Here is an 18,200-nt window from a genome sequence, read left to right on the forward strand (position 1 = left end):
TTGCTTGAAAAACATAGAAAAATCATTAGTTTTTAGTAAATTCGCAAGCGTAAAAAATAATTAAACATGGCTAGATACGAACTGAAGTTACCTAAAATGGGTGAAAGTGTTGCAGAAGCGACGATTACTTCTTGGCTAAAAGAGGTAGGAGATACAATTGAATTAGATGATACCGTTGTAGAGGTTGCCACTGATAAAGTAGATAGCGAAGTACCTAGTGAAGTTGAAGGGAAACTTATTGAGATATTATTTGAAAAAGACGCATTGGTTCAAGTTGGAGAAACAATTGCAGTAATTGAAGTTGAGGGAGATGATACTGGAGTTGCTACTTCAAATAACTCCGATACTAATGTACCTGAAGCGGTTGCTGAAGTCGAAAAAAGCATTTCTGATGCTAAGGAAACTGTTAGTACAACGTTTGATACATCATCAAGTGAACGTTTTTATTCTCCATTGGTAAAAAGTATTGCGCAAGCTGAAGGCATTTCAGTTGCAGAATTGGAAGGTATTCAAGGGTCTGGAAAAGAAGGAAGAGTTACGAAAAATGATATTTTAAGTTTTATCGAAAATAGAGGTAATCAACCTAAAGTAAGTTCAGAATCAGTAGTAAAAACGGATACTAAGGTTGAAAAAGCTGCTCCAAAGCAAGTCTCGACTCCGATTACACTTGGAGGGCAGGATCAAATTATTGAAATGAGCCGAATGGGTAAGCTTGTTTCAAAGCATATGATTGATTCTATTCAAACTTCTGCACATGTTCAATCGTTTATTGAAATTGATGTTACCAATATTGTAAATTGGAGAAATAAAGTAAAAAATGCTTACCAGCAAAGGGAAGGTGAAAAGCTTACTTTCACCCCAATTTTCATGCAAGCTATTGCTCAGACCATAAAGAAACACCCCTTAATTAACATTTCTATTGATGGAGATAAAATTATCCAAAGAGGAAACATTAATTTAGGAATGGCGGCTGCGCTTCCTGATGGAAACTTAATAGTACCGGTTATTAAAAATGCCGATCAATTAAGTTTAGTTGGAATGACGAAGCAAGTTAACGATTTGGCGCAAAGATCAAGAGCTAATAAATTAAAACCAGACGAAATTCAGGGAGGTACGTATACCGTTACGAATGTAGGTAGTTTTGGATCTATCATGGGAACACCAATTATTAATCAACCTCAAGTGGCTATTTTAGCTTTAGGAGCTATTAGAAAAATGCCGTCAGTGGTAGAGACACCGGAAGGAGATTTTATTGGGGTTCGTCAAAAAATGATTGTTTCTCACTCTTATGATCACAGAGTGGTTAATGGGGCACTTGGAGGAATGTTTATTAAAACCTTTAAAGAAATATTAGAAGCTTGGGATGTAAATCAAGATTTCTAAAAGAAGAAATAAAAATCATAAAAAAAAGCCGTGTTTAACACGGCTTTTTTTATGAAATTGTCCCGTCCTGAAATAAGTTGACACAAAATCGACTTATAATGAGAGATCAAACAAACAAGTGGGTTAAGCGCACCCAACGTGATTACAATCTAGGCTTTAAATTAGCATTAGTAGCGGAAGTAGAAAAAGGCAATTATACTTACAAACAGATACAAAAAGCTTATGGAATTCAAGGTAGAAGCACCGTTTTGGTATGGTTACGAAAATATGGTACATTAGATTGGAATACTCCAAATCTTCATCATATGCCAAAATCAAAAGAAACACCAGCACAAAAAATAAAACGATTAGAGAAAGAGTTAGAAGATGAAAAACTAAGAAACCTTCTACTAAACACCATGATAGATGTTTCAGACAAACAATTTGGTACTACTATCAGAAAAAAGCTTTTATCCCAACAATCCAAATCATCCGACAGAATAAAGAAATAACCCTTTCTTGTTCTTGTAGATTGTTAGGAATTAGTAGACAAGCTGTTTATCAAGGAATCAAACGTAAAGAGAATCGAGCGAAAGTTTTATCACAAATAAAGCCACTAGTACTATCCATTCGAAGAGAAATGCCTAGAATCGGAACTCGTAAACTCTATTACTTACTAAAAGAAGACTTTGATAGAATGCAAATAAAAATAGGGAGAGATGCCTTATTCGCTTATTTAAAATCCGAACATTTATTAATAAAGGCTAAAAAGAATTATATAAAAACAACACACTCAAAACATTGGTTAAGAAAACATCCTAATTTATTAAAAGACATCGTTCCCGAAAGACCGGAACATGTTTATGTTAGTGATATAACATATATAAAAAGTAGAGAAAAAACGCATTATTTATCGTTAGTTACAGATGCTTATAGTAGAAAAATAGTAGGCCATAAACTTAGTGATGATATGGGAGCAGATAATGTGGTACAAGCTTTTAATATGGCTGTCAAAAACAGAAATAGTGATAAAGAGTTAATCCATCATTCTGATAGAGGGCTACAATATTGTTCAAATATTTATCAAAAGGCATTATTAAAAAACAAAGTAAGACCATCTATGACTGATGGGTATGATTGTTATCAAAATGCCTTAGCAGAACGTATAAATGGTATATTAAAACAAGAGTTTTTAATATATAAGTGTAATAATCAGAACGAGTTGAAACAGTTAATTAAAGAATCTATAAATACTTATAATAACAAAAGACCACATTTAAGTCTTAATATGAAAACTCCTAACTTTGTACACAATAAAAAACCAGAGAAGTTAACTTCTCTGGTTTAATTAAATTTTATAAATAACTGTCAACCTATTTTAGGACGACTCAAATGAATATCCATTACGGAATATTCAAATATTTATGCGTTTGTAAGGAAATTCTCCATTTAGGATGTTTCATGACGTAATCAATAATTAAAGGAGTCATTTTTTCTTTTTTACTCCATTCTGGTTGTAAAAATAATTGACAGCTTTTACCTACCTTTTCTGCTTGTTCTTCGGCGAACTTAAAATCATCTTTATTATGAATAATCATTTTTAATTCGTTGGCTTCTAAGTAGGCTCTTTCAAGAGGTAGCTTTGTTTTCTTAGGAGATAGACAGAACCAATCCCAAATACCTGAAAATGCGTAAGCACCCGAAGTTTCTATGTGAGTTTTAATATTATTTCGTTTCAACTCGCTGGTGATATGATCTAAGCTCCACATTAAAGGTTCACCACCGGTAATTACAACCGTTTCTGCATATTCTTTGGCATGCTCAACAATAATGTCAGCATGTGTTGGAGGATGAAGTGCTGCATCCCAACTTTCTTTAACATCACACCAATGACAACCTACATCACAACCACCAATGCGTATAAAGTAAGCTGAGGTTCCTGTATGTGCACCCTCACCTTGAATTGTGTAAAATTCCTCCATTAAAGGAAGCATTTCTCCTTTATTTACTAACTCTTGCGTCTTTGAATCCATCTGCTTTTACTGCAATTATATCAATTTCAATTTTGGCATCTACCAATAAATCGGCTGCAAAGGTAGTTCTTGCAGGCTTATTTTTAGGGAAATATTTACGGAAAATTGTATTAAATTGATTAAAATCATTCAAATCGGCTAAAATAACGGTACATTTTACAACATGTTGCATGTCTGATCCATGTAGAACTAATACATCTTCAATATTTTTGAATGTTTGAATTGTTTCGGCTTCAATACCACCAGGAACCAACTTTTTAGTATCAGGATGAATTCCTACTTGCCCTGAAAGGTATAAAGTATTACCAACTTCAACTGCATCTGAAAAAGGAGCATTCTTCTTTCTTTCAAGTTTTGAGGTATGGTATGTTAGGTTTGGTTTTTCCTTTTTAATGCAAGAAAAATTGAGTGAACATAAAACAACTAAAATAATTAATTTAGTTTTCATAAATTGAATTTTAAATCTCGTTATAGGTAAAGTTAATAAATAAAGTTAGCGGGGTTTTTTGAAATGCTATAATTAATAGTATTTTTATCAAAATTTTAGACGGAAATGAGTAATAAAGAGGCTTTTTTTAATCATATTACGGAAGGATACGCCAGTAAGGGAGAGTTTTTGACTTTAGGAGCAGGGATGTTGGAAGAGGAAACAATAACGAATGCATTGGTAAATATTCCTTTAAAAACTTTAAATAGGCACGGCTTAATTGCAGGAGCAACAGGAACAGGGAAAACCAAAACATTACAAGTATTGGCGGAGAATATGTCTGAAAAGGGAATTCCTGTATTACTTATGGATGTTAAAGGTGATTTGAGTGGGTTAGCTCAAGCTAGTTCAGGGCACCCAAAAATAGATGAACGACATGAAAAAATTGGTATTCCATTTGATGCGAAAAAATTTCCTGTTGAAATTTTAACGATTTCAGAACAAGACGGTGTTCGTTTGCGTGCAACGGTTTCGGAGTTTGGTCCGGTGCTTCTATCGAGAATTTTAGATTTAACTGAAACTCAAGCCGGAATTGTATCGATTATTTTTAAGTATTGTGACGATAATCAATTACCGCTTTTAGATTTAAAAGATTTTAAAAAGTTACTTCAGTTTATAACCAATGAAGGAAAAGACGAAATTCAGGAAGAGTACGGAAGAATTTCTTCTTCGAGTACTGGAGCGATACTAAGAAAAATTGTAGAAATCGAACAACAAGGTGGTGAACTTTTTTTTGGAGAGCGTTCTTTTGAAGTAGATGACTTAACGAGAATAGATGAAGAGGGAAGAGGTGTAATTTCTGTTTTAAGACTTACGGATATTCAAGATCGACCAAAGTTATTTTCAACATTTATGTTACAATTACTAGCGGAAGTATATGAAACTTTTCCTGAGCAAGGAGATAGCGGAAGACCTGAGTTAATTATATTTATTGATGAAGCACATTTGGTTTTTGATGAAGCTTCCAAAGCACTATTGAGTCAAATAGAAAGCATAGTAAAGTTGATTAGATCTAAAGGAATAGGTTTATACTTTGTAACTCAGAACCCAAAAGATGTTCCAGAAGATGTTTTAGCACAGTTAGGAATGAAAGTTCAGCATGCATTGCGTGCCTTTACGGCAAAAGACAGAAAAGCATTGAAGTTAGCTTCTGAAAATTATCCAGATTCGGAGTATTACGACACAGAAGAAGTATTAACACAGCTCGGAATTGGAGAAGCATTAGTTTCCGTATTAAACGAAAAAGGTATTCCTACTCCGTTAGTAAGAACTATGTTAAGAGCGCCTATGAGTAGAATGGATATACTTTCAGAAAAGGAAATTCAGGAGGTGTTAGATAACTCTAAACTGGTAAAAAAATACAATGAAACTGTAGATAGAGAAAGTGCTTACGAATTATTAAACGATAAAATAAAAAGAATAAATAGAGAAAAAGAAAAAGACGAAGAGGAAAGTAGGTCAACCAGAAGAAATTCGTCTTCCTCAAGAAAAAGTACACGAATGAACCCAATAGTTAAGGTTTTAACAAGTGCCACGTTTATTCGAAGTGTATTTGGAATCTTAAAAAAAGTAATATAGAAACAATTTTAATCAAAATAAAAACGTTATAAACAAAACAAATTACATGATAAAACTATTTAAAACACTTGCCGTGGTGCTAGTTTCATTGACTTTAATTCAATGTAGTAATAATAAGTTTGATGTATCTAAAGGAAAGGTTGGTAAATTAACCACCAAAACTACCATACAAGAAATTGATGCGATTTTTGCTAAAGATTCAATAGTTAAAATCTTAAGCGAGGGAGATAAGGGGCAACTTAGTATTGGAGATGATGACAAATATGAAGTTTATGAAAAGGGAGGTAAACATTTATTAACTATTGTTCCACAAGAGCAATTAGATTCTACTTCCACGATTAAAAGCATAGAAATTTTTGATGAGAGATTTCAAACCATATCAGGATTAAATATTAATTCAGATTTTCAACAAATAAATGCCAATAATAAAATTAGTAAAGTTGAAACTACTTTTTCATCGGCAACACTTTTTATAGACGATTTAAATGCGACAATATCTATTTCTAAAGAAGATTTAGGGTTGAAAGATTTTGGTAGTCGAAAAGTTAGTATTGATCAAATTCCAGATTTGGCTAAAATTAAATCTTTGACAATTTGGTTTAATTAAGACTAGAATTATAGAAAAAAAGACCTGTATTTATCAAATACAGGTCTTTTTTATTTTCATTAAATTAATAGAGAAAAAGGATTATTTATTGAGTTCGTCGATTTTATCAGCTACAAAATCGTTGATTTTATCTTTGTTGTCGGTGTATATTTTCACCCATTTGTCCCATACCTTTTTGCGGGTATTGACTTCATTTACACTAATGCTAATTGATTCTATTGGATGAACGATCGGAATATATCTTCTTACTTTTTCTTGTGGAATTTGTAGTTCTGAAGACTTTCCTTTAGGAATAGCATTGTCAATTTCAATTGTTTTCAAATCATGCGATTGTAGCAATCCGTCATAATCAAAATAAGAAACTGTTATATCGATAAGAATATTAACTTTATGATGTTTTCTTTTTAGTTTAACGCTTGTAAAATTATACAGATAGCTATCTAATAAGAGTACTTTGAAACGATTTTTGAAGTTTTTGTAGTCATCAAACGTGAAGTTTAGCAAAAGATTATTTTTAATAAAATTAACTTGACCGTTGGGGTTTTTGCTACTTGGTAATTCACTATGATTAGAATAAATTAATAACTTTTTATTAAAAATGTTATCATTTTTGCCTTTTTGTTCATCTAACAAAAAACAATTAGCACTATTATTCTTCGCGAATCTTTCAGGTTTGTAGACTACATCTGCAAGTTTATTTACAACCAGTTTAGCTAAGGTTTTAATGATGATTCCTATAAAATTTGATTTATTATTAATAGCCTCAATAAGGCTGTCTTTGACTTTAATAGACTTTAATTTGAGTTCTGACTTTGTTTTTATACGCCCGATATATTCTACGTTATTCCCATTTATATAATAGTGAGTAACAACCTTTTCTTGAGCATTTATAAAAGATGTTAATAATAGTAGAATTATTAAAAGTTTAAATGATTTCATAAGGTATTTGTTTAATTAATTTTTACTTCACCAACGACGAAACGATTGTAATAGCTAACAGGTATATATCCAGAATCGGTACAACCTAAAAATAATTTACTTCCAGCTTCTATAATATGAGTTCTATAATGAGAACCACTTTGAATACCGCTTCTCCAATTCGTTTTTATAGTTACTCTATATCTGTTTGTGCTATCTGTGTTTAATAAGTATTGATTCATACCTCCATTGGCAAAACCACATCGCCCTGAATTTGTTATGATATTATGAAAGCCTAATAATTTTTCTTCTTCGGAAAGTTTCTTGTACTGATCGCTATAAACATGAATAATATTTTCGTCTTCATTTTCTAAATCTAAAGTATTACCTATTTCCGAATTTAGTAATTCTGAGAATTGTTTATTAATGATTCGTGAGTTCATAATTTTAAAGTTTAATAGATTATTAATTGTTTCAAAATTATATAGAAATTAGAAAGAACGGTATCCTTACTTGTAGGTAAATTAGAACTGATATTTTTTTTCAATAGCATATTTTACCAACTCATTCCCGTTAGAAAGAGCTAGCTTACGAATCATATTTTTTCTATGAGTATCCACAGTTGTTTTAGCAATAAAAAGGATTTCTGAAATTTGTTTTGAAGTTTTCCCATTAGCAATTAAGTGAAGTATTTCCTTTTCTCGATTAGATAATACTACTTTTTCAGTTTTGCCAATGTTGGCGTTGTCATCAATGTAGTTGTTCATAAAATTAAAAGCAACATTAGGGTCGAAAAACGTTTCTCCTTTAACTATCTTTTTAATTGCCTGCGAGAGCATTTTTATTCCAGAGTTTTTTAAAATGTATCCCGTAGCTCCAGCATCGAGCATTTGTTTAATGGCATCTGGTTGATCAAACATGGTTAAAGCCAGTACATAGATATGAGGAAAGCTTGACTTAATGAGCTTTGTAGCTTCGATACCGTCCATTTTTGGCATTCTTATATCAGTAATAACAAGTTTTGGTTGTTTTAGAGAAACAAGTCTTACTAAATCTTCTCCATTATTTACAGTTCCTAAAATAGATATATCCTCATCATATTCAAAAAAAGAGAGCACACCATCAATGAGCATTTGGTGATCTTCAGCCATTACTATCGTAATCATATCTATTTGTTTATTAACCTTAATTTTATTTTTCTATTTCGAAACCTACCTAACTTCGTTTTAATTTTAATATATCCAAATTTAAACAATACCTTAAAATTGTAAATACCTATGTTTAAGTATTATTTATTGGAAAATCGATAATAATAGATGTTCCTTTATTAATTGTTGAATCAACTTCAAAAGTACCCGCTAGATATTCTACACGTTTTTCAATAGATCCTAAGCCCATGCCTTGTGAACGTTCAATTGTATTATAAATAAATCCAATTCCATTATCTTCTACAATTATGTTTATATGGTCATTAAACTGTGAAATATTAATATTTACTTCAGTGGCGTGGGCATGCTTTATAACATTAGTTGCCAATTCTTGAATGATTCTGAAAAGTGTAATCTCTAAACTGTTTTCAAGTCTATTATTCAAACCGAAGTCAATGACGTTAATTTGAACTTTATTAGCTGAAGAGATTTTTTCCGCCATGAGCTTTACAGCAACAAGAAGCCCTTGATTTGCAATAACACCCGAATTTTTAGCATGAGCAATGCTTCTAATTTTTAAATAGGCTTCATCGATTAGGGTTTCTGTTTTCTGGAATAAAATATTTTGATCGAATTGTTTTTTATTTCTGTTTAGTTGTAGGTTTTCAAAATGTAGTTTTAGGGTAGCCAGCACACTACCAATATTATCGTGTAAATCTTCTGCAATTCTTATGCGTTCCTTTTCTTGACCATCAATCATTGCGTTAATGGCGGTTATTTCTTGCTCTTTCAAAAGAGTAAGATTCTTTTGTTGTTCCAAGTTTTTTTCTTGTTCAGCTAGTAAGCGCTTTCTTCGAGAGTTTTTTATGGATAAAAAACCTATAGTTATGACAAAAAATATTAAAATCATAGAACCAAATAATAAGTTTCGGTTTTGCTTTAGTTTTTGCTGATTAATTAAATTTTTTTGTTTCAGTTGTAAATTTTCCTTTTCTTTTCTTTCAGTCAAAAACTTTGTATTAATATCTTTTATGACTTGAAGGTGATTTTTTTGATTGAGAGAATATTCCCCTAATCTACTTTTATCTAAATAAATATAAGCGCTGTCAAATTGCTTAAGATGTTTATAGTTAACGGCTTTATAGTAATTAATATATACTTTATTCCATTCATGTAGCTTTCCTCGATAGTTTATATCTAAAGAATCAAGTATTTTGTTAGAATATCTATATCGATTAAAACTTGTCAAAAGCCTGGCATAGTTTGATTTAGATTTGATATACTGTTCAATTAAATAGCCTATGGACGGATTACTAAATAGCGAAATAGATTTTTTGTAATAGTATGAGGCACTGTCTTTGTCCTTTGTTCCGAATTGATGATAATTCCCTAGTCTAACTAGTATTCGTCCTTTGTAAGGTTTAGGGAGGGTTTCTTTGGATAGTTTAAATATATTGGGCAGGAGTTTTTCAATATATTCAGTATCATTGCTTTTTTCAAAATCAAGAATGTACTTGAAAAAAGTAAATATTTTCGATTCTAATGAGTCATAAATATTAGACTCATAAATATCTAAATACTTTTGGTAAGAAAAATCTTCAATACTGATGATAGTTGCATAGTAGTTAAGAATAGCTTTAACTACCTCACAGATCAAAGGTTTATTTTTAGTTAATAAAGCGTTTTGAAGTGCTGAGTTGTAAAAATTGAAAATATCTTGTTTGGCGTTTTGTTCGTAATAGAAATTATACAATCCAATATTTAAATAATTTATAGATATAACGAATAAAGAATCCTTATTTGTTAAGGTTTTGAAATTTAGTGTTTTGGGAGGTGAAATTGGATTGTAACCTCGAAGTTTATTAATATTCAAATAATAATCTAATTGTTCTTTTAGATTAAGATCATCAATTTCTCTTAACTCATTACGTGCTTTGGAGAAGTTAAAGTTTCTAATTTTTTTTAAAACTTTTTTGTTTTGGCCAAATAAAGACTCTACTGGAAACAATAGAGTCATTAGAAATACGAATAAAATTATTTTTTTTAGATCAACCATAACTAGTTGACTAATCTGACATAATTATGTGCACAAGGGTAGGGTTTAATAACCTTTTCGTTCAAAAGAATGTTACTATCATTGTTAGCATCAACTACCATTATATGATCGTATATATCACCTTCTTTTAAATAGCCACCACCCGTAACAGTATATTTTAATGTCATCATTTCGGCATTAATTAAACTTTCTGACAATCTTAATGCTTCCGATTGAAACTTTTGCTCGCTTGAACTTTCATTGATATTTTCAAGACTTTGTATAAGGTTTGATTTAAAAGGCTCAGTTAGGTCTGTAACGGCAAGTTCTTTGATAGTTTTAATAAGTGTTGATTTAAGGTTGCGGTTTTCTAATTTGTCATTAGTTTTTAAAACACTAATTATATTTAAATCTAAATTTTTTAAATCGATGGATTTCTCACGTTTTTTACTCTTTATTATAAAGTTACTAATGGGAATAGCCAAGTTTTTCTGGCAATATTCAGCGTAAAATTCTTGGATATTAATATCTATTCTTTCATTATATTCGGGAATCACAAAGTCATCACCTTCTCTTACAACCCTGTGTTCGTCAATAAACGTAAACCGTTCAAAGCCAGTAATAATTCTGTTTCCATCAGAAATATGATTTTTACTTGGGGTAACAAAATCTTTCGCTTCTTTATAAACGAACTCGATCTTTAGATTGAAATCTTTTTTGAATTCATTCATATCGGTGATATCACTTTTTATAATAACCGACTGTTGTTCTTTAATTTTTGTGTGTAGTGCTTTTAAATATACCACTAACACATAAGCAGGTCGATTAAATAGAGGATCTTTAACAACCTCAATTTCTTTTTTAATAGAATGAATGCCGATAGTCACATTTCCTTGATAATTTTGTAAATACAATTCACAATACTCTGGTATTTTAGTGTTTTCTTTGAATCTAAATTTACCACTAATGGTAAAAAAAGTTCCATAGGCTTGACTAGCGGCTAATGTTTGCCAACTTTTATCAGAATCAGGTGAATATGGTTGATTTAACCAATAGGTTGAAGATAAGTTTTGATGCATAATAGTTTGTTTTATTTTTCGATATGTAAAATTCACAAGAATACGGAGTGAAAAACATCCCTACAACTAGGTATTTTACCTTTTAAAGATAAATAAAAAACTACTATAAAGTTAATATGGTCAATAAGATACCAAATAAAATAGCTGCGAACTTTTGAATATTAAACTTATGATTTTCTGAACTTTCAAATAGTATAATAGTTGAAATATGTAGAAAAATACCAATAGTAAAAGCAGTAATTTCAGCATGAAAACGTTGAATAAACACAAAATTCTCAGATACTAGAATACCCAAAGGACTCATCAATGAAAAGAAAATAAGGAAAAAAGCAATCATTTTTCTCGAGTATTTTGCCTTTATCAAAAAAGTTGTGAGTATAATTGCAATGGGTATTTTATGGATAAAAATTGCCCATAATAAGTTGTGTTGATGCCCATTGTGATCATGAATAGGGAGCCCTTCTGTAAAAGCATGAATACTCAAACTAATAAATAATAACCAAGGAAAATGGTTTTGATCAGAATGTAAATGTACATGACCGTGTTCTGCTCCTTTTGAAAAGGATTCCAAGATAGACTGTATTAAAATACCTACTAAAATTAAAACTCCTACCGTTTTTGGAGAATTATTTTCGGTATACACTTCAGGAAGTAAATGTAATACTGTTACAGATAATAAATAGGAACCACTAAAAGCCAATAAAAGACTAATAAATTGATTCTTCGGTTTAATAAATAAAACAATCAGCGCTCCGAGAAAAACTGATAAAATTAATAATATAGAACTCATTCAGCTATTAGGATTAATCTATCCGAATTAGATTTATCAAAAGGGTTGAGAGAATAGTCACCAAATATATGCTTAATTTTTAAACCAGCAGTTTCAAAATAATGGTGCATTTTTTCAAGAGATAATACTTTAACCTGTTCAGTGTAAGAATGGTTTTCATTGTCGGCTTCGAAATCAATATTTTTTAAAATATAGCCATTCTTTATTTGTTTATTAATTTTAAAAGTAATTCCGTCAATTACCTTTTCTTCATAAGGAATCAACGTGTTTTTTACTTTTTCAACATTTAAAAAATCTAATACGAGCTTTCCCTCTTTTTTAAGACCTTTTTTAAAGTTGTTCAAAACTAAAATATCATCAGAGTCATCTTCAAAATAACCAAAACTTGTAAACAGGTTAAAAATGACATCGTATTTGTTTTCGATGGGTTTTCTCATATCCCAAACCTCAAATTTTAGCGTTTCATTTTCGAATTTCTTTGCGTATTCAATGCTGTTTTCACTTAAATCTCCACCTCGAACATTTAATCCAAGAGAGTTTAAATAAACCGCATGCCTTCCTTTTCCACAGGGAACGTCTGCAACAAAGCTATTTTCCTTAAGGTTTAAGAGAGCAGTAATATTTCTAATAAAAAATTGAGCGTCAGAATCATTTCTGTGCTTATATAATATATGATAGTAAGGCGTGTTAAACCACGAGCTAAACCAGTCTTGTTTTGTATCCATAGTTAAAAGTGTCAACAAAAATACATAAAACTTACATCTTTTATAACCAATAGGATTAAATTCATTTTTTGATAAAGCTTAGTTTTTTAGTTAGAATACTCTTTATTTTTTTGTCAATTATCTCAATTACATTATTCGTAACTCTATTTATGCTCTTATGTTATGGATTCCATATAAATTAATACTATTTTTGTTCTGAATTTATACACATACATGGAGAAAGATTTTAAAATGACGGCTGTTACCATTGCTGGTTTAGAAGAGGTTTTAGCTGATGAATTACGTAAGTTAGGTGCAATGGATGTAACCGAAGGTGTCAGAAATGTAAGTTTCAAGGGCGATAAAGGGTTTATGTATAAAGCAAATATTGCATTACGTACGGCGATAAGAATTTTAAAGCCTATTAAACGTAGTAAGATTTTTGATGAGGAAGATTTGTATGAAGCAATTCAAAGAGTAAAATGGGAACGTTATTTAGATGTAGATGGAACATTTTCGATTGGATCAGTCGTTAATTCAAGAAACTTCACGACGAACTCACATTATATAAGCTTAAAGTCAAAAGATGCAATTGCTGATTATTTTGTGCATAAATTTAAAAAACGCCCGAATGTAGATTTAAAGTATCCAGATTTAAAAATACATATTCATATACATAATGAATGGTTAACCATATCGTTAGATTCATCTGGAGAATCATTACATAAAAGAGGGTATCGAAGCGCCACTAATATTGCGCCAATAAATGAAGTATTAGCAGCTGGATTGGTATTACTTTCAGGATATAGAGGCGAAGAGAATTTCATTGATCCTATGTGTGGTTCTGGAACTCTATTAATTGAGGCAGCAATGATCGCAAATGAGATACCGGCCAATATTAATAGAAAACATTTTGCATTCGAAAATTGGAATGATTACGATGAAGATTTGTATTTTGTTATTCAAGATTCTCTTCTAAAAAAAATAAAGAGTTCTCATTTTAAAATTATGGGATTTGATAAGGCGCCATCTGCTGTTAGAAAAGCTCAACAGAACATTATAAATGCAAATTTAGATGAGTTTATAGGTGTTCACCATGTAAACTTTTTTAACTCTAAGAAAGAAGTTTTTGGTAAAACAACTATTTTATTCAACCCTCCTTATGGAGAAAGATTGAATATTGATGCAGCTGAGTTTTATGAAAAAATAGGAGATACGTTAAAGCATAATTATTCCAATTCAACAGCTTGGTTAATAACGTCTGATATTCAGGCTCTAAAAAATGTTGGTTTAAGAACCTCTAAAAGAATTCCTTTAAAAAACGGAGATCTAGATTGTAGGTTTGTGAAATACGAACTTTACGAAGGGAGTAAAAAGGTAAAAAAAGAAACTTCAGAAGAATAAAAAAAGAGCTCAATATTGAGCTCTTTTTTTATTGAATTATTCTATTCTTATCGTTATTCTGTCATTACGATATTGGCAATATTTGCACCAATACTGTTTGGATATATTTTCCAATTTTTAGCTCCATTTGTTAAAAAAATAACACTTATATTTTGTTTTAATCCGTCACCGTAAAAATGTCTTACTGATGAAATTCCTGCACCTCCATGCCCAACGGCGTGAATGTTGTCACCTACTTTCGCGGCTTCCCATCCAAGGCCAAAATAGCCAGGTTTTCCATTGTTTAAATGAACTGGTGTCCAAACTTTATTTAAAACTTCTTTAGATAGTATTCGTTCATTGTAAACGTTCTGAAACCATAAAATCAAATCATCTAGGTTAATATTTAATCCTGCTGCTGCATACATAGTTGGAGAATAGTTAAGTGGAAACATTTCTAGTTTATCGTTTACATTTCTGTAGCTTTTAACCCTGTTTTTTATAACATTCTTGAACCCTCCGTATTGAGCAGAACTTAATTTGAGCTTTTCGAAATAATGCTTTTTCATGTGCGTTTCGAAGCCTTCACCTGATAATTTTTCAATTACCAATCTAATGAGAAAGAACCCTGTAGCATTGTATTTAGATTTTTCTCCTGGTTTAGCACTAAAAGGTTTGTCTTTCATTGCATTGATAACCTCATTATCGCTGTTAGGAGCTAAATAAACGTGGTAGTCTATTTGATCAGGAATTCCTGAAGTATGTGATAAAATTTGTCTTAAAGGTAGTTTTAGCCATGAACTAGGGAGGTCTGTTCTTTCCGGTAAAAAATCACCAATTACTTCATTCACATTCCTGTGATTTAATAGCAAAAGTTTGTGTAGGGCCGTTGAGCTAAATAATTTTGAAATAGAAGCGACTGCAAAAAGCTTCTCATTAGTCATAGGTACTTGATGCTCAAAATTTGCATATCCCATATGTTTTTTATGTACAATTACACCATCAATTAAGATGGCGTAATTAAGACCTATTATTTCATTTGTCATCATCATTTCTTTTACATAATCGTCGGTTTTATCGAAGATAGAGCTAGAAACGGTTTGAGAAAATATAGGTGCATTGTAAGACAATACAAAGGTTGAAATAAGAACCAGTGTTTTTTTCATTAAAATGAATTTAGTAGTACTTTGAAGTTTTTACTTTCTTTTTAAAAGATATTTATTGAAACTTCTTCCGTTAATTTTGGTGTACTTCGAATCTATATCAAAAGCAACTTCCATGTTTTCAATATCAAAATCACCTTCAACTTTAGTGTATTTTATGTTTAAATCTTCTTTAAACTGAACATTGTTAAATGATACACCTCTATTAAATTCGGCATATTTAAAAGTAGCTGTTTCATCAAAAACAGAATTTTCAAAACTTACATGCTCTTTAAAATCAGAATATTTAAAAGTGGCAGGTTCGTCGAAATAGGTGTTTTTAAAATTAGAGTAATTCTCAAATTTTGCGTATTTAAAGGTGGTATCATCATTAAATTTTGATGAAGAGAAATCGGCTTTTCTTTCGAAATCAGAATATTTAAACATTGCTTTTTGATCAAATGAACAACCTTTAAAAATCACGTCATTTTCAAAGTTAGCAACAAAGGTATAACCGCTGTCTTCATGAGGAATGTAAGCTAGCACATCATCTTTGAAAGTACAATTAATGAAAGAAATTTTACTGGTAATTTGTTTGGTTACCTCGTTTGACCCACCATTGTTCCACCAACGTTTTCTTTTTGGTAATTTTGGAAGTGACTCATTCATATAGGTGAAATCTAAAACACCTTTAATGACAGCGTTTGAGTATTGAATGTTTTTTCCGTTTTTAACATCTTGCATGATATCAAAAGCGTCAATTGTTTTTTGAGCTGTAACAATTGATGAAGAAAACAGTAGAGCGAATAGAATAACTATATTTTTCATAATGTAAGTTTAAATTATATTAGAAAGACAATACTGTTTTTAAAATGTGACAATTAATAGCATTAAATTAAAAAGATATGAGGTAAAATCTATAAATAACTATTGCCCCCATTTCAATACATCTAAATACATGGTAATCTGTAATTCTTCTACACCCTCAGTATTATTAATGGCATCTATCCTTTTAAGTAGGGCATTGTTGTTTTTACACATTAAGTTTAGTTCTATATTAAATTTACCAGAAGTAATAGCCAAAAAACTTATTTCAGGATAATCTTTAATAGTATCGATAACGGAATTTATTTTTTTAGCAGGCTTGACAGCTAACATAACTCTCACATAAGAGTTTAAACCTAGTTTTTGAGGTTCAGCTCTTCCAATGATTCTTAATATTTTCTCGTCAATGATTCTGTTATATCTATTCCTGATAGTACTAACCGCAACGTCTAAATCCTCAGCAATTTCAGTAAATGACATTCTACCGTCTGATTGTAAGTGTTTTATGATTTTGTAATCTAAATCGTCAAGTTGAGTTTCTTCCATCGTTTTATTATTTCTACTTTTTTTCAAATATAGGTCATACATAATTAATGATTTTGCTTATAAAAATGAACAATTGCAACTTTTTTTATTTGAAACGTTTTAAATGCAAAATATATTGTTTTTATCATGTAAAATGATAATTATTTCATTTTTATTTCTTTTAATGAAAAAATTTGCATAATATTGTCTCGGAAATGCAAAATTTATTAATAATAATTACAGATTATGAAAATTACTACATTGAAGAATTTGTTAAAACTAGTTTTGATTGTTGGAGTTATTTCTCACAGTAGTCATACTTACGGACAAGAGGACAAACAAGTAAAAAAAGAAGTTACATCGGAACCAGTATATGAAGGGTTGCAGTTAAAACTAAATAAGAATTGGAAGATTAAATTTTCTGGCCAGGTAAATGCGTATTATGTTATTACAAACCAGAAAGAGGATATTGACAATGGAGTTGAAGAAGAAACATTTCATTCATTACGAAATGGAATTAGTCAAGCTACGCTATCGTTTATGCCTCAGTATACATTCGACGACGGAACTACGGTTGTAAGTACTTTTGGCTTGGCATTTGGGTTGTCAAATAGTGGGGTAGATGCGTCGTTACCTCAGTCAAGAGGCTTTGGTTTTGCCCCTGTTGAAATTCGACAAGCATCAATAAGAATTAATACTCCGAAGCATGGTAGCTTCCTTATAGGTAGAGATTTTGGAATTTTTGGTTTGGATGCTATATACTATGATCTAAGTATTTTCGGGGTTGGAGCAAATTATTCTTTTGCTACCCCAAAAAACACAACATTGGCGGGAGTAGGATATGGATATATTTTTGTTGATAAGATATCACAGTTAAACTATACAACACCTTCCTTCTTTGGTAATACCTCTAACTTAACATTAGGGATGTATGACCCTTTTGCTTCGTTTGATATTTACGGAGCTTTCGGAACACCATTTGGATTTACCAACAATCCTAATAATGTGGGGGTACATGGTAAATATACTTTCAACAAAGATTTCAAAAACACCAATGTATATTTTAGTTCTGCTTTCATTTCTCAAGATATTGGAGATAATGGTACTGATTCTGAACTCTCGGGTTTTGGTGTTGATACGTTCTTAAAAATTAAAACAGGTGGCTTAACACTTTCTGGGTACTATTATTATGCTAACGGAATTGGTGATGCTGGATTAATGTTTGGTCCTGCAATTCAAGTAGGTACTGGTTTAGAAACCGTAAAAACACAAGGGTATTATGCTCAAGCAACATATGGCTTTAAAAATTCGCCGATAACTCTTGGAGTTAATTATGGGGCAAGTAAAGTAAAGGATCAAATAGTGGGGAATAATTTGGAATATAGCGAAAGTGCAGATAGACTTACTAATAGTTTTTCATACGCTTTCAATTCAAACCTAATTCTTAAATCGGAATTTACTCTTCAAGGCAGACATAAAGTATTTGCACCTGAAGCTAATGTATTTTCTATGGGAGCAATTTTTCTTTTCTAAAATAGCAAGAAAAACTCAGTTCGTTTAAGTAAAGCACATTAGGCATTAGGG

General features: G+C 30.9%; 18 protein-coding genes. 6 read left to right on the forward strand and 12 right to left on the reverse strand.

Annotated features, from left to right (window positions below; genetic code table 11):
- Positions 1-66 precede the first annotated feature (66 nt).
- Positions 67-1,383: a dihydrolipoamide acetyltransferase family protein gene (locus BLW23_RS19495; RefSeq protein WP_093673026.1), complete on the forward strand. Its 1,317-nt coding sequence runs from the start codon at positions 67-69 to the stop codon at positions 1,381-1,383.
- A gap of 98 nt (positions 1,384-1,481) precedes the next feature.
- A protein-coding gene (locus BLW23_RS19500) for an IS3 family transposase (RefSeq protein WP_410529759.1) occupies positions 1,482-2,710 on the forward strand; the annotation gives its coding sequence in 2 pieces (ribosomal slippage) (positions 1,482-1,842 and positions 1,842-2,710; 1,230 coding nt in all).
- A gap of 55 nt (positions 2,711-2,765) precedes the next feature.
- Here the strand turns inward: BLW23_RS19500 and BLW23_RS19505 are convergent.
- Complete coding sequence (locus tag BLW23_RS19505; protein WP_093673030.1) at positions 2,766-3,395, reverse strand: 7-carboxy-7-deazaguanine synthase QueE; 630 nt, start codon at positions 3,393-3,395, stop codon at positions 2,766-2,768.
- The gene (locus BLW23_RS19510) at positions 3,364-3,843 is read right to left on the reverse strand and encodes a RidA family protein (protein ID WP_093673032.1); all 480 of its coding nucleotides are present in this window, start codon (positions 3,841-3,843) and stop codon (positions 3,364-3,366) included. The genes BLW23_RS19505 and BLW23_RS19510 overlap by 32 nt, the downstream gene beginning before the upstream one ends.
- Before the next feature lie 105 nt (positions 3,844-3,948).
- Here BLW23_RS19510 and BLW23_RS19515 point away from each other — a divergent pair, with 105 nt between their 5' ends.
- Both BLW23_RS19515 and BLW23_RS19520 read left to right on the forward strand, forming a co-directional pair.
- Positions 3,949-5,460: a helicase HerA-like domain-containing protein gene (locus BLW23_RS19515; protein ID WP_093673034.1), complete on the forward strand. Its 1,512-nt coding sequence runs from the start codon at positions 3,949-3,951 to the stop codon at positions 5,458-5,460.
- A 46-nt stretch (positions 5,461-5,506) separates the two neighbouring features.
- Positions 5,507-6,067, forward strand: a complete 561-nt coding sequence (locus BLW23_RS19520) for a hypothetical protein (protein WP_093673036.1) — start codon at positions 5,507-5,509, stop codon at positions 6,065-6,067.
- Between the two features lie 81 nt (positions 6,068-6,148).
- On the opposite strand, the gene BLW23_RS19525 is transcribed toward BLW23_RS19520, so the two are convergent.
- The 7 genes from BLW23_RS19525 to BLW23_RS19555 form a co-directional block, all read right to left on the reverse strand.
- Positions 6,149-7,006, reverse strand: coding sequence for a hypothetical protein (locus BLW23_RS19525; RefSeq protein WP_093673038.1), 858 nt, complete (start codon positions 7,004-7,006; stop codon positions 6,149-6,151).
- A gap of 11 nt (positions 7,007-7,017) precedes the next feature.
- Positions 7,018-7,428: a hypothetical protein gene (locus tag BLW23_RS19530; protein WP_093673040.1), complete on the reverse strand. Its 411-nt coding sequence runs from the start codon at positions 7,426-7,428 to the stop codon at positions 7,018-7,020.
- 81 nt (positions 7,429-7,509) lie between these two features.
- Complete coding sequence (locus tag BLW23_RS19535) at positions 7,510-8,151, reverse strand: response regulator (RefSeq protein ID WP_176829883.1); 642 nt, start codon at positions 8,149-8,151, stop codon at positions 7,510-7,512.
- A gap of 115 nt (positions 8,152-8,266) precedes the next feature.
- Positions 8,267-10,150, reverse strand: coding sequence for a sensor histidine kinase (locus tag BLW23_RS19540; RefSeq protein WP_176829884.1), 1,884 nt, complete (start codon positions 10,148-10,150; stop codon positions 8,267-8,269).
- Positions 10,151-10,191: 41 nt separating this feature from the next.
- Positions 10,192-11,247, reverse strand: coding sequence for a hypothetical protein (locus tag BLW23_RS19545; RefSeq protein ID WP_093673046.1), 1,056 nt, complete (start codon positions 11,245-11,247; stop codon positions 10,192-10,194).
- A 103-nt stretch (positions 11,248-11,350) separates the two neighbouring features.
- The gene (locus BLW23_RS19550) at positions 11,351-12,037 is read right to left on the reverse strand and encodes a ZIP family metal transporter (RefSeq protein WP_093673048.1); all 687 of its coding nucleotides are present in this window, start codon (positions 12,035-12,037) and stop codon (positions 11,351-11,353) included.
- A complete protein-coding gene (locus tag BLW23_RS19555) occupies positions 12,034-12,762 on the reverse strand; it encodes an SAM-dependent methyltransferase (protein ID WP_093673050.1) in 729 nt (242 codons plus the stop codon). Before BLW23_RS19555 ends, BLW23_RS19550 begins: the two co-directional genes overlap by 4 nt.
- A 213-nt stretch (positions 12,763-12,975) precedes the next feature.
- On the opposite strand from BLW23_RS19555, the gene BLW23_RS19560 reads away from it, so the two are divergent.
- Complete coding sequence (locus BLW23_RS19560; RefSeq protein ID WP_093673052.1) at positions 12,976-14,145, forward strand: THUMP domain-containing class I SAM-dependent RNA methyltransferase; 1,170 nt, start codon at positions 12,976-12,978, stop codon at positions 14,143-14,145.
- 53 nt (positions 14,146-14,198) lie between these two features.
- On the opposite strand, the gene BLW23_RS19565 is transcribed toward BLW23_RS19560, so the two are convergent.
- From BLW23_RS19565 to BLW23_RS19575, 3 genes are all read right to left on the reverse strand, one after another.
- The gene (locus BLW23_RS19565) at positions 14,199-15,290 is read right to left on the reverse strand and encodes a serine hydrolase domain-containing protein (RefSeq protein ID WP_093673054.1); all 1,092 of its coding nucleotides are present in this window, start codon (positions 15,288-15,290) and stop codon (positions 14,199-14,201) included.
- 30 nt (positions 15,291-15,320) lie between these two features.
- A complete protein-coding gene (locus tag BLW23_RS19570; RefSeq protein ID WP_093673056.1) occupies positions 15,321-16,094 on the reverse strand; it encodes a pentapeptide repeat-containing protein in 774 nt (257 codons plus the stop codon).
- Between the two features lie 99 nt (positions 16,095-16,193).
- Positions 16,194-16,679 carry an Lrp/AsnC family transcriptional regulator gene (locus BLW23_RS19575; protein ID WP_093673058.1) on the reverse strand — a complete coding sequence of 162 codons (486 nt, stop codon included), beginning with the start codon at positions 16,677-16,679 and terminating at the stop codon, positions 16,194-16,196.
- A 183-nt stretch (positions 16,680-16,862) separates the two neighbouring features.
- On the opposite strand from BLW23_RS19575, the gene BLW23_RS19580 reads away from it, so the two are divergent.
- Positions 16,863-18,149, forward strand: coding sequence for a porin family protein (locus tag BLW23_RS19580; RefSeq protein WP_093673060.1), 1,287 nt, complete (start codon positions 16,863-16,865; stop codon positions 18,147-18,149).
- Positions 18,150-18,200 lie beyond the last annotated feature (51 nt).

The sequence above is a fragment of the Tenacibaculum sp. MAR_2009_124 genome, assembly GCF_900105455.1.
In the GTDB taxonomy this organism is placed as follows: domain Bacteria; phylum Bacteroidota; class Bacteroidia; order Flavobacteriales; family Flavobacteriaceae; genus Polaribacter.